Source organism: Polynucleobacter sp. QLW-P1DATA-2, from assembly GCF_001870365.1.
Classification (GTDB): Bacteria; Pseudomonadota; Gammaproteobacteria; order Burkholderiales; family Burkholderiaceae; genus Polynucleobacter.
In genome coordinates, this window is the sequence record NZ_LZMQ01000003.1 from 569,436 (window position 1) to 582,161 (window position 12,726).

17 protein-coding genes and 2 pseudogenes are annotated in these 12,726 nt (G+C 46.3%); 15 read left to right on the top strand and 4 right to left on the bottom strand.

What is annotated here, in order from left to right; all coding sequences use genetic code 11:
* Positions 1 to 2: 2 nt before the first annotated feature.
* From A9236_RS05470 to A9236_RS05480, 3 genes are read right to left on the bottom strand one after another with little or no spacing between them, the layout of a single operon-like run.
* Positions 3 to 2,060, bottom strand: coding sequence for a glycosyltransferase family 41 protein (locus A9236_RS05470; RefSeq protein WP_071465848.1), 2,058 nt, complete (start codon positions 2,058 to 2,060; stop codon positions 3 to 5).
* A 19-nt stretch (positions 2,061 to 2,079) separates the two neighbouring features.
* The gene (locus tag A9236_RS05475) at positions 2,080 to 3,171 is read right to left on the bottom strand and encodes a tartrate dehydrogenase (protein ID WP_071465849.1); all 1,092 of its coding nucleotides are present in this window, start codon (positions 3,169 to 3,171) and stop codon (positions 2,080 to 2,082) included.
* Positions 3,172 to 3,228: 57 nt separating this feature from the next.
* Positions 3,229 to 3,891: a SprT family zinc-dependent metalloprotease gene (locus A9236_RS05480; protein WP_071465850.1), complete on the bottom strand. Its 663-nt coding sequence runs from the start codon at positions 3,889 to 3,891 to the stop codon at positions 3,229 to 3,231.
* 71 nt (positions 3,892 to 3,962) lie between these two features.
* Here A9236_RS05480 and A9236_RS05485 point away from each other — a divergent pair, with 71 nt between their 5' ends.
* Complete coding sequence (locus A9236_RS05485; RefSeq protein ID WP_071467805.1) at positions 3,963 to 4,859, top strand: amidase; 897 nt, start codon at positions 3,963 to 3,965, stop codon at positions 4,857 to 4,859.
* Here A9236_RS05485 and gyrA read toward each other — a convergent pair.
* Positions 4,818 to 6,635: pseudogene (gene gyrA / locus A9236_RS05490) on the bottom strand (DNA gyrase subunit A); the annotation flags it as partial. The gene A9236_RS05485 and the pseudogene gyrA sit on opposite strands and share 42 nt — an antisense overlap.
* Before the next feature lie 160 nt (positions 6,636 to 6,795).
* On the opposite strand from gyrA, the gene A9236_RS11430 reads away from it, so the two are divergent.
* From A9236_RS11430 to rplF, 14 genes and pseudogenes are all read left to right on the top strand, one after another.
* Complete coding sequence (locus A9236_RS11430; RefSeq protein ID WP_255402241.1) at positions 6,796 to 6,927, top strand: hypothetical protein; 132 nt, start codon at positions 6,796 to 6,798, stop codon at positions 6,925 to 6,927.
* Positions 6,928 to 7,632 (top strand): annotated as a pseudogene (gene rplB / locus A9236_RS05495) (50S ribosomal protein L2); the annotation flags it as partial.
* A 20-nt stretch (positions 7,633 to 7,652) separates the two neighbouring features.
* The gene (gene rpsS, locus A9236_RS05500) at positions 7,653 to 7,931 is read left to right on the top strand and encodes a 30S ribosomal protein S19 (protein ID WP_046329379.1); all 279 of its coding nucleotides are present in this window, start codon (positions 7,653 to 7,655) and stop codon (positions 7,929 to 7,931) included.
* Positions 7,932 to 7,938: 7 nt separating this feature from the next.
* On the top strand, positions 7,939 to 8,271 hold the full coding sequence (gene rplV / locus A9236_RS05505) for a 50S ribosomal protein L22 (RefSeq protein WP_201721740.1): 333 nt from the start codon (positions 7,939 to 7,941) through the stop codon (positions 8,269 to 8,271).
* A gap of 8 nt (positions 8,272 to 8,279) precedes the next feature.
* Positions 8,280 to 9,107, top strand: a complete 828-nt coding sequence (gene rpsC / locus A9236_RS05510) for a 30S ribosomal protein S3 (protein ID WP_071464442.1) — start codon at positions 8,280 to 8,282, stop codon at positions 9,105 to 9,107.
* A gap of 2 nt (positions 9,108 to 9,109) precedes the next feature.
* Positions 9,110 to 9,523 (top strand): 50S ribosomal protein L16, encoded by a 414-nt coding sequence (rplP, locus tag A9236_RS05515; RefSeq protein WP_071464443.1) that lies wholly within the window; start codon positions 9,110 to 9,112, stop codon positions 9,521 to 9,523.
* A 14-nt stretch (positions 9,524 to 9,537) separates the two neighbouring features.
* Positions 9,538 to 9,732, top strand: a complete 195-nt coding sequence (gene rpmC, locus A9236_RS05520) for a 50S ribosomal protein L29 (RefSeq protein WP_071464444.1) — start codon at positions 9,538 to 9,540, stop codon at positions 9,730 to 9,732.
* 12 nt (positions 9,733 to 9,744) lie between these two features.
* Positions 9,745 to 10,014, top strand: coding sequence for a 30S ribosomal protein S17 (rpsQ, locus tag A9236_RS05525; protein ID WP_011901909.1), 270 nt, complete (start codon positions 9,745 to 9,747; stop codon positions 10,012 to 10,014).
* Positions 10,015 to 10,198: 184 nt separating this feature from the next.
* The gene (gene rplN / locus A9236_RS05530) at positions 10,199 to 10,567 is read left to right on the top strand and encodes a 50S ribosomal protein L14 (protein ID WP_011901910.1); all 369 of its coding nucleotides are present in this window, start codon (positions 10,199 to 10,201) and stop codon (positions 10,565 to 10,567) included.
* Positions 10,568 to 10,576: 9 nt separating this feature from the next.
* A complete protein-coding gene (gene rplX / locus A9236_RS05535) occupies positions 10,577 to 10,885 on the top strand; it encodes a 50S ribosomal protein L24 (RefSeq protein WP_011901911.1) in 309 nt (102 codons plus the stop codon).
* A 16-nt stretch (positions 10,886 to 10,901) separates the two neighbouring features.
* Positions 10,902 to 11,444, top strand: a complete 543-nt coding sequence (gene rplE, locus A9236_RS05540; protein WP_046329383.1) for a 50S ribosomal protein L5 — start codon at positions 10,902 to 10,904, stop codon at positions 11,442 to 11,444.
* Between the two features lie 9 nt (positions 11,445 to 11,453).
* Entirely contained in the window at positions 11,454 to 11,759 is a 306-nt protein-coding gene (gene rpsN / locus A9236_RS05545) for a 30S ribosomal protein S14 (protein WP_071464445.1), read from the top strand.
* Between the two features lie 24 nt (positions 11,760 to 11,783).
* Positions 11,784 to 12,179 (top strand): 30S ribosomal protein S8, encoded by a 396-nt coding sequence (gene rpsH / locus A9236_RS05550; RefSeq protein ID WP_071464446.1) that lies wholly within the window; start codon positions 11,784 to 11,786, stop codon positions 12,177 to 12,179.
* 10 nt (positions 12,180 to 12,189) lie between these two features.
* Complete coding sequence (gene rplF / locus A9236_RS05555; RefSeq protein WP_071464447.1) at positions 12,190 to 12,723, top strand: 50S ribosomal protein L6; 534 nt, start codon at positions 12,190 to 12,192, stop codon at positions 12,721 to 12,723.
* Positions 12,724 to 12,726: the final 3 nt, after the last annotated feature.

Genomic DNA, 12,726 nt, shown 5'->3' on the forward strand with positions numbered 1-12,726 from the left:
ATCTATTGCTCTATAAGCTGGCAGTAGAGCGCTTCTAACTCTTTGACGTATTGCTGCGTATTAAACAAAGGAGCAGTCGCCCTTCTTGCCTCAAGTGTATTGCGTATTGCAGACAATACCTCAGGCTCCGTAGCAAAAGACAGCGCCTTCGAGTAATACTCCTCGGACGAATTGACGATGAGCTCATCTAGTCCAAGAGCGCTTAGTTGGCTAGCAGCCACCCTACCTGCAAATGTCGATCCAAGCTGCGTTAGAACAGGAACACCCGCCCATAACGCGTCAGCAGCCGTTGCGTGAGCATTGTAATTTGGCGTATCCAAGAACAAGTCTGCCAAACGCAAACGGCTCAAATGGTCCTTTCTTGCAGGCACGTGATTGGCAAAGACCAGTCGATCAACTTCAACCCCTCTAGACCGCGCCTCGTTTTGTAAGTTCAGCATTGCCTTATCAGAGGTTTTTGATAACCACAAAACACTTCCCGGGACCTGCTTAAGCAATCTCATCCACACATCAAATATTTGAGGGTTAATTTTGTATGAATTATTAAAGCAAGAGAATATAAAACCTGTTTCAGGCAGACCCTGACTTGGTCTTGAGGGGAATTCACCTAACTCTGAAATGGAGATGCTGGTATCTACGGGAAAAAATGAATTTGGTAAGTACGCAATTTTCTCGGTGTAATGCGCATGATGATCTCTTGGAATTGCCACTTCATCCGCTATCAGACAATCGTAAAAATCAGCACCCGAGGTGCCCGCATAACCTAAATAGTGAATTTGCACAGGTGCAATTTTTCGAGAAAATAATCCTGTTCTAGCGCCTGCGGTATGGCCATTGAGGTCAACGGCAATATCCAATTCTTGGGCTAGCACTAACTCCTGGGCTTGCACATCATTGATATTGAATAAATCAAACGTCTTATCAAAACTTGAGGCTAATATCTTCTCGACATCATCTCCAGATCGGTTATTTAAAAAGAAGCCATGAATCTCAAACTGAGAGCGGTCGTGATATTGAATTAGGCTCTGCATCAAGATGCCAACTGGATGATTCTTTAAATCTGAAGAAAAATACCCAATCCTTATTTTTTCATCCGCTGATTTATGACGCTTAGGAAGAACGCTAGCCTCAATTGTGGGAAAGCGATCGGCTACAAAAATTTGAGCAGCCCGCTTTTGCTGTTCAAGGCTAGCTGGGGTTTGCAATAGAGCAAATGGGATGGATGCTGGCTTATTTTCACTTACCAAGGAAAGCATCTGGGGAACGGTTGGCTCTTGCTCATTCCAAATACAGGAACTTAGCTTTGCTGAAAGTAGTTGCCCCATTAAATAAGGATGGAGGGGCTTCATTGAATAAGCCTTTTGATAACTCTCGTACGCCTGCTCACCTTGCTTTAACTCAAGCAATGCGTTGCCATGGTTTGACCAAGCTTCGGCATACTGAGGATTAATGTTTAACGCGCGTTCATGGGCTAACCGTGCATCATCAAAACGTCCGAGATCAAATAATGCGTTACCGTAATTCGTCCACGCCTCTGGATAATTTGGATTGAACTGCAGCGATTTTTCGTAGCAGGCCAATGACTCCGCTGCAAAGCCGAGATCAGAGAGTAGGTTTCCTCGATTTGACCAAGCCAAAAAGTAATCTGGCTGCAATTCAATCGCTCGATCGTAGAGCGATGAGGCTCTATCGTAATTCTTCAGCTTGGCAAATACTGTAGCTAAATCTGTCAAGATTTGAGCGTTATTCGGAACCAAGATATTGAGTTTTTCATATGTCTTAGCCGCATCTCTGTAGAGCTCTGCGCCATGCTGTGCCTTTGCCAGATTTGCAAGAAGCTCTGGATTTTTGCCATCCAGGGTTGCAGCCCTATTTAATGGCTCAACAGCTTCAGCAATCCGTCCTTGCATTGCCAAAGACAGCCCCTGTACCTGAAGGGCGACTAGATCTTTCGGATTGGCTTTTAATATTGCACGCGCCAATCGATCGGCTGATTCAAGACGTTGGTTCTGAAACTCCAGCAACATCTGCTGGAGTAAGGGTGCATATGGCTGAGCCATGCCTTGATCAGTAAATTATTTAGATGGCTGCCGCAATAGCCTTACCCAAGTCGTCCGTCTTAGCGGTACCACCGAGATCTGGCGTTAGTGGAGCATTGCCTGGGCCTGATGCCAGTACATTTTCGATGGCAGAAAAGATTGCCTTGCCAGCTTCTGGGTAACCAAGGTGATCGAGCATCATCGCCCCACTCCAGATTTGACCAATTGGGTTAGCAATCATCTTGCCGTAGATGTCTGGTGCAGAGCCGTGGACTGGCTCAAATAATGAGGGGAATTTCCCTTCTGGGTTAATACTTCCAGATGGCGCAACAGCAATCGTACCGGTACATGCAGGACCTAAATCTGACAGGATGTCACCAAACAGATTGCTAGCGACCACAACATCAAAACGATCTGGATTCATAACGAAATGAGCGGCCAAGATATCAATATGATATTTATCAGTTCTTACATCAGAAAACTTCTTAGACATTGCCTCTACACGCTCATCCCAATAAGGCATGGTAATAGCAATACCATTGGACTTCGTAGCCGATGTGAGGTGCTTCTTAGGTCGGCTTTGCGCCAAGTCAAATGCGTATTGCAAAATACGGTCTACGCCCTGTCGAGTAAAGATTGATTCTTGAATCACAAATTCGCGATCAGTATCAGGGAACATTTTGCCGCCAACACTAGAGTATTCTCCTTCCGTGTTCTCGCGCACTACAAAGAAATCAATATCACCAGGTTTGCGATTAGCCAATGGGCATGGAACGCCTGGCAACAAACGCACCGGACGCAAATTGACATACTGGTCAAAGCCGCGACGGAACTGAATTAAGCTGCCCCATAAAGAAACGTGGTCGGGCAAAATATCTGGCATGCCAACAGCGCCAAAGAAAATCGCATCGTATTGCATCAAGATATCAAACCAATCATCCGGCATCATCTTGCCGTGCTTGAGATAGTAGTCACAGCTAGCAAAATCAAAGTGATCAAATTGCATGCCGATACCAAATTTACGGTTAGCCGCTTCTAGCGCGCGTACACCTTCAGGCATTACCTCTTTACCAATACCGTCTCCAGGAATAACGGCAATTTTGGGATTCTTAAATATTTTTTTGGCGTTCATTTTTTGTCTCAGGAAGTTATTTTTATAGGCTTAAAGGGTAATTTTACCTAGGAATACTCAGCTAATTGCTCTGCGAATCTGGTCTGGTGCAACTTTTTGCCCCTTACCAACGGAGTCACTATCGTATTCGGTGGTGTTTTCAATGGTTTCCAGGGCATCCTCTTGCATACGGGTATTGTCTTTTGGACAGATCGGCGCCCCATAACTAGCCCATTTTTTCAATAAAGTGACCTCATAGCCACATTGAGCGCATTTCGCTTTGCTTCTGCTGGCATTGCTTGGCCTAGGCGGTGGAAAAACAATTGCCTGATGCGGGTATGGACCAAGCTCTTGACTAATCATCATGAGCCTTACCGTAAGCTCCTCAGTCGCATGAGCCATGCGAGCGGGACCCTCAAGACCTACTGTCTGCGCAATACCCTTGAAATCTTCACCATGGCCACTAAAGCAATCATCCACTGCATGGCATAGCTCGTGAACCAATGTATCCAGTAATTGCACGGGATCGTCAATTTTGGGTGAGATAAAAATCTCATTCACACCTCCCCCAGAGCGCTCCCTAGGCCAGCATTGGCCCAAAGTTGTTCTGGGGCTACTTGATGCAGGAAACCCACAAGACACCCTCACAGGCGGAATGGCATAGCCTGCCTTTGAAAATACCGGCTCAAGATGTTTAACGGCATCTTCCAGCCATGCTTCACGTACAGAATGTTGCTTCATTTTTATGCAGATTTAAGAAAGATTAAAAACGGTAAATTGCGATCATACGCCACCAAAAGTAGAATGGACGGATGAAAGATCTGGAAAGCCTGAGTGCATCCCAAGCAGCAAAAGCCCTCGCTCAACGCGAGATCAAAGCGAGCGATTTATTACTCTCCTGCCTGGATCGAATTGGACAGCGCGAGAGCATTGTTAAAGCCTGGGTAAGCCTAGACAAGGAAAATGCCCTTGCACGCGCCAAAGCTCTTGATAAGGGCGCTATTAGGGGGATTCTGCATGGTCTACCCATCGGAATCAAAGATCTGTTTGATACCTATGACCTTCCTACGGGATATGGCTCCCCAATTTATGCAAAACATTACCCCACCAGCGATGCAGTTTCGGTAGCTCTGATGCGCCAAGCTGGAGGCATTATTCTGGGAAAGACGGTCAGCACAGAGTTTGCCTCCTTTAAGAGCGGGCCAACAAGCAACCCACATGACGATCAACATACGCCAGGGGGTTCTTCTAGTGGTTCTGCAGCCGCAGTCGCCGATTTTATGGTGCCTTTAGCCACTGGCAGTCAAACTGCTGGTTCTATTATTCGTCCTGCGTCATTTTGTGGGGTTGTGGGATACAAGCCGAGCTATGGAAAGATCAGTGTTGCCGGAGTAAAAAGTTTAGCCCCGTCCTTAGATACCTTGGGGTGCTTTGGACGAACCGTCGAGGATGTTGCACTCGGTGTTGCCGCTATGAGTGGTGATTTAGATCTTGCCACCATCGAGAACTTGCACAATAAGCCGCGCATTGCCATTTGCAAAACTGCAGACTGGGGATTAGCAAGCAAAGAAGTTGCTAGCGCATTAGCTCTAGCCCGCTTTAGTGCTGAGACCATCGCCAAAGGAAAAGTAAGCGACTTGGACTTGCCGCCTCATCTTGATGGGCTTAGAGAANNACAAAATTGCATCATGCGTATTCGCTACGAATAAGGTGTCAATCCAGTCTTCGTCTTTAGTTGCCGCTGCTTGCTTGCCACGACCACCGCGTTTTTGTGCGCGGTATTCACTGAGCGGCTGACTCTTCATGTAACCAGTATGAGAAAGCGTGACCACCATATCTTGAGGTGTGATCAAATCTTCCGTGAAGAGTTCGGTTGCATTCATTTCAATAAATGAACGACGACCGTTATCACTACCAGCAGCACCAAACTCAGACTGAACTTCTTTGAGTTCACTTTCAATAACAGAAGTAACGCGCTCTGGCTTAGCCAATAAATCAAGCAAGTCAGAAATTTCTGCCATCACTTCTTTATATTCATTCACAATCTTGTCTTGCTCAAGGCCAGTCAAGCGTTGCAAACGCATCTGCAAAATTTCTTGCGCTTGGCTATCGGAGAGTCGATACAAGCCAGTAGTTTGCATGCCGTACTCAGGCAACAAACCTTCTGGACGATAGGCGTTGCGACCACCTGGCGTATCAGTCTCAGCGCGTGCCAACATCTCACGCACCATCGATGAATCCCAAGCTTTACCCATCAATTCTTGTTTGGCAATAACTGGGTTAGCAGCGGCTTTGATAATCGCGATGAACTCGTCGATATTTGCTAACGCAACTGCCAAACCTTCTAAAACGTGACCACGCTCACGCGCTTTGCGTAATTCAAAAATCGTGCGACGTGTAACTACTTCACGACGATGCTGTAAGAAGTACTCCAACATCTGCTTCAGGTTCAACAAGCGTGGTTGGTTATCTACCAGCGCCACCATATTCATACCAAAGTTATCTTGTAGCTGAGTGCTCTTATATAAATTATTCAGAACGACTTCAGGCACTTCACCGCGCTTGAGTTCAATGACAACGCGCATACCGGATTTATCTGACTCATCACGCAAATCAGAAATGCCTTCAACTTTTTTCTCATTCACTAACTCAGCAATGCGCTCGAGCAAGTTCTTTTTGTTAACTTGATATGGCAACTCATCAACGATGATGGCTTGACGTGAACCCTTGTCAATATCTTCAAAGTGGGTCTTGGCACGCATCACTACGCGGCCACGGCCAGTGCGATAGCCCTCACGAACGCCTTGAACGCCATAAATAATGCCGGCGGTCGGGAAATCCGGGGCCGGGATGATCTCAATCAGCTCATCAATTGTGCATTCTGGGTTATGCAACACATGCAAACAGGCTGAAATCACCTCGTCCAGGTTATGAGGAGGGATATTGGTTGCCATGCCTACAGCAATGCCAGAACTGCCATTAATCAGCAAATTCGGCACTTTGGCCGGCAAAATCAGGGGCTCTTTCTCGCTACCGTCGTAATTGGGCCCGAAATCAACGGTTTCCTTGTCCAAATCGGCCAATAGCTCATGAGCTATCTTCCGCAGGCGGATCTCCGTGTACCGCATCGCAGCAGCGTTATCGCCGTCTACGGAGCCAAAGTTACCCTGTCCGTCAACCAGCATATAGCGCAGGGAGAAGTCCTGGGCCATCCGAACGATCGTGTCATACACCGCAGAATCGCCGTGCGGGTGGTATTTACCGATTACATCGCCAACTATACGGGCAGATTTTTTGTAAGCTCGGTTCCAATCGTTGTTTAATTCATACATCGCGAATAAGACCCGGCGGTGAACCGGTTTGAGGCCATCACGCACGTCTGGCAGGGCTCTGCCGACGATGACGCTCATTGCGTAGTCCAAATAGGACCGCCGCATTTCGTCTTCGAGGGATATTGGTAGTGTTTCTTTAGCGGCTTGTTCCATCTAGAAATAATATCATTTTGATGACAGAGGGGCGCTATGCTAAGATTCTGTCAGTTTGTACGAAATTGAGATGTGTCGCTTTGCAGTATTTGTTTCAAGGTAGGGCGAATTACATTTAAGTTTGACTTTAATTAAAAAAAGAGATTTTTGAGGACTAAAAATGAACAAAACCCTAAAAGTGTTGCTCGCTTCTGTTATTACCGTTTCTGCTTCTGCAGCGATGGCTTCTGATAACTGGCAAAACGGCGACGGCGCCCTAAACTGGAAAAACGGCGACGGCACATTGTGCTGACGTAATAATAACGGCCACATCACTACCCGTCATAAAGGTGGTGGTCACAAGCATCATTACCGTGTTGTTGACTTTAAGCGCAACGACAAAGATGGTATTCCAGCAAAAGTTGAACGCTTGGAATACGATCCAAACCGCAGTGCAAATATTGCATTGATCGTGTTTGCGGATGGCGAGCGTCGCTATATTCCTGCTGCTAAGGGCATGACTGTTGGCCAATCTTTGATGAGTGGCTCAGAAGCCCCAATCAAATCTGGTAACAATTTGCCAATTCGTAATATTCCTGTTGGTAGCACAATTCACTGTGTAGAAATCATGCCTGGCAAAGGTGCTCAAGTAGCCCGTTCGGCTGGTGGTTCAGCAGTATTGCTAGCACGTGAAGGCGTATATGCTCAGGTGCGTTTGCGCTCTGGCGAAGTTCGCCGTGTTCTGATTGAATGCCGTGCAACTATCGGTGAAGTTGGTAATGAAGAGCACAGCTTGCGCGTTATTGGTAAAGCAGGTGCAAATCGCTGGCGTGGTATTCGCCCAACCGTTCGCGGTGTGGCAATGAACCCAGTAGATCACCCACATGGCGGTGGTGAAGGTAAGACTGGCGAAGGCCGTGTACCAGTATCTCCATGGGGCACTCCAACCAAAGGTTATCGTACACGTCGTAATAAGCGTACAACATCGATGATCGTTCAACGTCGTCAAAAGCGTTAAGCGATTAAGGAAAAATAGATATGACACGTTCAGCTAAAAAAGGCCCATTTTGCGAAGCCAGCTTGGTAAACAAGGTTGAAGTCGCACAAGCCAACAAGGACAAAAAGCCGATCAAAACTTGGTCACGCCGTTCAACAATTCTTCCAGACTTTATTGGTCTGACAATTGCTGTACACAACGGTCGTCAACACGTTCCGGTTTATGTATCAGAAAACATGGTGGGTCATAAGTTAGGCGAATTTGCCTTGACCCGTACTTTCAAAGGTCACGCTGCTGACAAGAAAGTAACGAAGAAGTAAGGGGATGATGATGGAAGTTAAAGCTATTCACAAGAGCGCCCGCATTTCTGCGCAAAAAACACGTTTGGTCGCTGACCAGATCCGTGGTTTGCCGATTGCACGCGCAATGAACATTTTGAATTTCAGCCCCAAAAAAGCTGCCTTCATTGTGAAGAAAGTGGTTGAGTCTGCAATGGCCAACGCTGAACACAATAAAGGTGCTGATATTGATGAGCTCAAGGTATCAACAATTATTGTTGATAAAGGTACTTCCTTGAAGCGCTTCACAGCACGCGCCAAGGGTCGTGGAAATCAAATCGAAAAACAAACATGTCACATTACCGTGACCTTGAGTAACTAAGGAAAGATATGGGACAAAAGATAAACCCAACCGGATTCCGACTCGCGGTAACGAAGAATTGGACATCACGTTGGTATGCAAACAATACTGATTTTGCAAAGATGCTGAAAGAGGACGTAGATGTCCGCATCTACTTGAAGAAGAAGTTGAAGAATGCATCCGTAAGCAAAGTCGTGATCGAGCGTCCTGCTAAGAACGCACGCATCACAATCTATAGCTCACGCCCAGGCGTTGTAATTGGTAAAAAAGGTGAAGACATTGAAGTTCTCCGCCGCGAATTGCAAAAGCGCATGGGTGTTCCAGTGCACGTGAATATTGAAGAAATTCGTAAGCCAGAAGTTGATGCGCAATTGATTGCTGACTCTATTACTCAGCAGCTCGAAAAGCGAATCATGTTCCGTCGTGCAATGAAGCGCGCAATGCAAAACGCAATGCGTCTCGGCGCTCAAGGTATCAAGATCATGTCTTCCGGTCGTTTGAATGGTGCAGAGATTGCTCGTCGCGAATGGTATCGTGAAGGTCGCGTTCCACTTCATACATTGAAGGCTGATATTGATTACGCAACATCAGAAGCTGAAACAACATACGGCATTATTGGCGTAAAAGTTTGGGTTTACAAAGGCGACACACTAGGTCGTGGTGCAGAAGCTCAAGTAGCTGCTCCATCCGCTGAACCAGCTGCCGAAGAAAAGAAAACTCGTCGTGCTCCAAGCAAAACAGCTGCTCGTAAGCCAGCTGCTGGTGCTGACAAGCCATTAGTTGCTGCTAAGCCAGCAGTAAAGCGTGTGCGTAAGGTTGAAACACCGGCCGCAGATACGCAGAAGTCAGGAGAGTAAGCATGCTACAACCAAAGCGTCGCAAGTATCGCAAAGAACAAAAAGGTCGTAACACTGGCGTGGCAACACGCGGTAGTTCAGTAGCCTTTGGGGACTTTGGATTGAAGGCCGTTGGCCGTGGTCGTTTGACTGCTCGCCAAATCGAGTCAGCACGTCGTGCGATGACTCGTCACATTAAACGTGGTGGTCGTATTTGGATTCGCATTTTCCCAGATAAGCCAATTTCACAAAAACCTGCTGAAGTACGTATGGGTAACGGTAAAGGTAATCCAGAGTACTACGTAGCTGAAATTCAACCAGGCAAAGTGCTTTACGAGATGGATGGTGTTGATGAGACATTGGCGCGCGAAGCTTTCAAGCTTGCTGCTGCTAAGTTGCCTTTACAGACCACTTTCGTGATTCGCCACTTAGGTTGATTGGGATAGAGATTATGAAAAATACAGAATTAGCCTCAAAAGATCTGAATGCTTTGAATACAGAGTTAACCGAGTTACTTAAGACCGGTTTCAAGCTCCGTATGCAAAAGGGCACTCAGCAACTCACAAATACCAGCCAATTGGGTAAAAATAAGCGCGACATCGCTCGTGTAAAGACTTTTATCGCCCAAAAGACTGCACAGAAATAAGGAAAAAGGGATATGACAGAATTATCTAAACCCTTGCGCCGCACCCTGGTGGGCCGCGTTGTTAGCGACAAAATGCAAAAAACTGTGACGGTCTTGGTTGAGCGTCAAGTAAAGCATCCAGTGATTGGTAAGTACGTTGGCCAGTCCAAAAAATACCATGCCCATGATGAAGCTGGCACATACAAGATGGGTGATACCGTTGAAATTGCTGAATCTAAGCCAATTTCACGTACTAAATCTTGGGTTGTGACCCGTTTAGTTGAGGCTTCAAAGGGTATTTAAGTTATTTTTATGGGATTTTGGTGAAATATCTTCCCAAATCCCAGTTTTACGTAGTAGAATAGAAGGCTTCTCTGGTTTTATTGGAGAAGCAGTGTTTTTCATTAATTCCGGGTTTTAACTTTCGTTAAAGCCCATAGACGGAACCAAGACTGTTTGCCTTTGGCCAATAAGTTGGGGATTAGAAATGATACAAACCGAAAGTAGATTACAGGTCGCCGATAACACAGGCGCCAGTGAAGTTTTGTGCATCAAGGTATTGGGCGGCTCTAAGCGTCGTTACGCCAGTATCGGTGATGTCATCAAAGTCAGCGTTAAGTCAGCTGCTCCACGTGGCCGTGTAAAAAAAGGTGATATTTATAACGCTGTTGTAGTAAGAACAGCTAAGGGTGTTCGCCGTCCAGACGGTTCATTGATTAAGTTCGATGCAAACGCTGCGGTATTGCTCAACGCTAAGTTAGAGCCAATTGGCACACGTATCTTTGGACCTGTCACACGCGAATTGCGTACTGAGAAGTTCATGAAGATCGTTTCTCTCGCCCCCGAAGTTATTTAAGAGGCTGACATGAAAAAGATTCGTAAAGGTGATTCCGTAGTTTTGTTGACTGGCCGAGATAAAGGCAAGCAAGGAACTGTAACGGCTGTTCTCGAGAACAAATTGGTTATCGAGGGCGTAAATATTTATAAAAAGAGCGTTAAGCCAAATCCAGCTGCTGGTGTAACCGGCGGCATGATTGACAAGACTATGCCTGTTCACATTTCTAATGTGGCTGTGGTTGACGGTAACGGCAAACCATCACGTGTTGGTATCAAACTCGTAGACGGTAAAAAGCAACGTTTCCTCAAAACCACTGGCGCAACTTTAAGCGCATAAGGGGCACGGAGAAATTATGAGCACACGTTTTCAAGAACACTATCAAGCTAAAGTTGTTGCAGATTTGATCGCCAAGTTTGGTTACAAGTCTGTAATGGAAGTTCCACGTATCACTAAGGTAACCCTGAACATGGGCTTAGGTGATGCAGTGAACGACAAGAAGATTATCGAAAATGCAGTTGGTGATTTAACTAAAGTTGCAGGCCAAAAGCCAGTTGTAACTAAAGCTAAAAAAGCGATTGCAGGTTTCAAGATTCGTCAAGGCTACCCAATCGGCGCCATGGTGACATTGCGTGGTGCACGCATGTACGAATTCTTAGATCGTTTCGTTACTGTTGCATTACCACGCGTACGTGATTTCCGCGGTATCTCTGGTAAGGCATTTGATGGCCGTGGTAACTACAACATCGGCGTTAAAGAACAGATCATTTTCCCTGAAATCGAATACGACAAGATTGATGCCCTCCGTGGTCTCAATATCAGTATTACGACGACTGCTAAAACTGACGAAGAAGCAAAAGCTTTGTTGGCAGCATTCAAATTCCCTTTCCGCAATTAAGAGGCTAACGTGGCAAAACTATCCCTAATTGAGCGCGAGAATAAGCGCGCAAAAACTGTAGAGAAGTACGCTGCAAAGCGTGCTGAACTCAAAGCGATCATTGCTGATCAATCACGCAGCGATGAAGAGCGCTATGAAGCTCGCTTGAAGCTACAGGCACTTCCACGTAACGCAAGCCCGATTCGTCAAAGAAATCGTTGTTCATTAACCGGTCGACCACGTGGCACATTCCGTAAATTCGGTTTGGCTCGTAGCAAGATTCGTGAAATCGCCTTCCGTGGCGAAATCCCCGGTTTAACCAAGGCCAGCTGGTAAGCGGCGAAAGAATTAGGAGAACTCATGAGTATCAGCGATCCAATCGCCGACATGTTGACCCGGATCCGCAATGCGCAAGCAGTGCAGAAACCACTAGTCACTATGCCGTCGTCAAAAGTAAAAGTAGCTATCGCAAAAGTTTTGCAAGATGAAGGCTACATCGAGAATTTCGAAATCAAAGGTGAGGCAGCTAAGCCAGTGCTACACATTGATCTCAAATACTATGCAGGTCGTCCTGTTATCGAACGTATTGACCGTGTTTCAACACCAAGTCTACGTATCTATAAAGGCCGCCATGACATTCCAGAAGTAATGAATGGCTTAGGCATTGCAATTATTTCAACCCCTCAAGGCGTAATGACAGACCGTAAAGCACGTGCAACAGGCGTGGGCGGCGAAGTTATTTGCTACGTAGCTTAAGGAGCGAAATATGTCCCGCGTAGGTAAATCACCAATTACAGTTCCTAAAGGCGCTGAAATCAGCATCAACGGTGCAAACGTTACAGTTAAAGGTCCTTTGGGCACTTTGACACACAACTTGCATCCTTCTGTTGGTTTGAAACAAGAAGATGGCGTATTGACAGTTGTTTTAAATAACGACTCACCAGAAGCTGGTGCACAATCAGGTACTGCACGTGCTTTGGTTAACAACATGGTTGTTGGCGTAACTGCTGGCTTTGAGCGCAAGCTCAGCTTGGTAGGCGTTGGTTACCGTGCTGCTGCTCAAGGTGAAACATTGAAATTGCAGTTAGGTTTCTCACACGACATTATTTACAACCTGCCAAAGGGTGTGAAGGCTGAGACTCCAACTCAAACTGAAATCATTATCAAAGGTTCCAACAAGCAGCAAGTTGGCCAGGTCGCAGCTGAAGTTCGCGCATACCGTTCACCAGAGCCATACAAAGGCAAAGGCGTTCGCTACGTGGATGAGGTTGTGCATCTGAAAGAAACTAAGAAGAAGTAAGCG

Excerpts from the sequence above, each read along its gene's own strand:
- A9236_RS05470 (WP_071465848.1), bottom strand. The coding sequence starts at position 2,060 with ATGGCTCAGCCATATGCACCCTTACTCCAGCAGATGTTGCTGGAGTTT.
- A9236_RS05475 (WP_071465849.1), bottom strand. The coding sequence starts at position 3,171 with ATGAACGCCAAAAAAATATTTAAGAATCCCAAAATTGCCGTTATTCCT.
- A9236_RS05480 (WP_071465850.1), bottom strand. The coding sequence starts at position 3,891 with ATGAAGCAACATTCTGTACGTGAAGCATGGCTGGAAGATGCCGTTAAA.
- A9236_RS11430 (WP_255402241.1), top strand. The coding sequence starts at position 6,796 with ATGAACAAAACCCTAAAAGTGTTGCTCGCTTCTGTTATTACCGTTTCT.
- rpsS (WP_046329379.1), top strand. The coding sequence starts at position 7,653 with ATGACACGTTCAGCTAAAAAAGGCCCATTTTGCGAAGCCAGCTTGGTA.
- rplV (WP_201721740.1), top strand. The coding sequence starts at position 7,939 with ATGATGGAAGTTAAAGCTATTCACAAGAGCGCCCGCATTTCTGCGCAA.
- rpsC (WP_071464442.1), top strand. The coding sequence starts at position 8,280 with ATGGGACAAAAGATAAACCCAACCGGATTCCGACTCGCGGTAACGAAG.
- rplP (WP_071464443.1), top strand. The coding sequence starts at position 9,110 with ATGCTACAACCAAAGCGTCGCAAGTATCGCAAAGAACAAAAAGGTCGT.
- rpmC (WP_071464444.1), top strand. The coding sequence starts at position 9,538 with ATGAAAAATACAGAATTAGCCTCAAAAGATCTGAATGCTTTGAATACA.
- rpsQ (WP_011901909.1), top strand. The coding sequence starts at position 9,745 with ATGACAGAATTATCTAAACCCTTGCGCCGCACCCTGGTGGGCCGCGTT.
- rplN (WP_011901910.1), top strand. The coding sequence starts at position 10,199 with ATGATACAAACCGAAAGTAGATTACAGGTCGCCGATAACACAGGCGCC.
- rplX (WP_011901911.1), top strand. The coding sequence starts at position 10,577 with ATGAAAAAGATTCGTAAAGGTGATTCCGTAGTTTTGTTGACTGGCCGA.
- rplE (WP_046329383.1), top strand. The coding sequence starts at position 10,902 with ATGAGCACACGTTTTCAAGAACACTATCAAGCTAAAGTTGTTGCAGAT.
- rpsH (WP_071464446.1), top strand. The coding sequence starts at position 11,784 with ATGAGTATCAGCGATCCAATCGCCGACATGTTGACCCGGATCCGCAAT.
- rplF (WP_071464447.1), top strand. The coding sequence starts at position 12,190 with ATGTCCCGCGTAGGTAAATCACCAATTACAGTTCCTAAAGGCGCTGAA.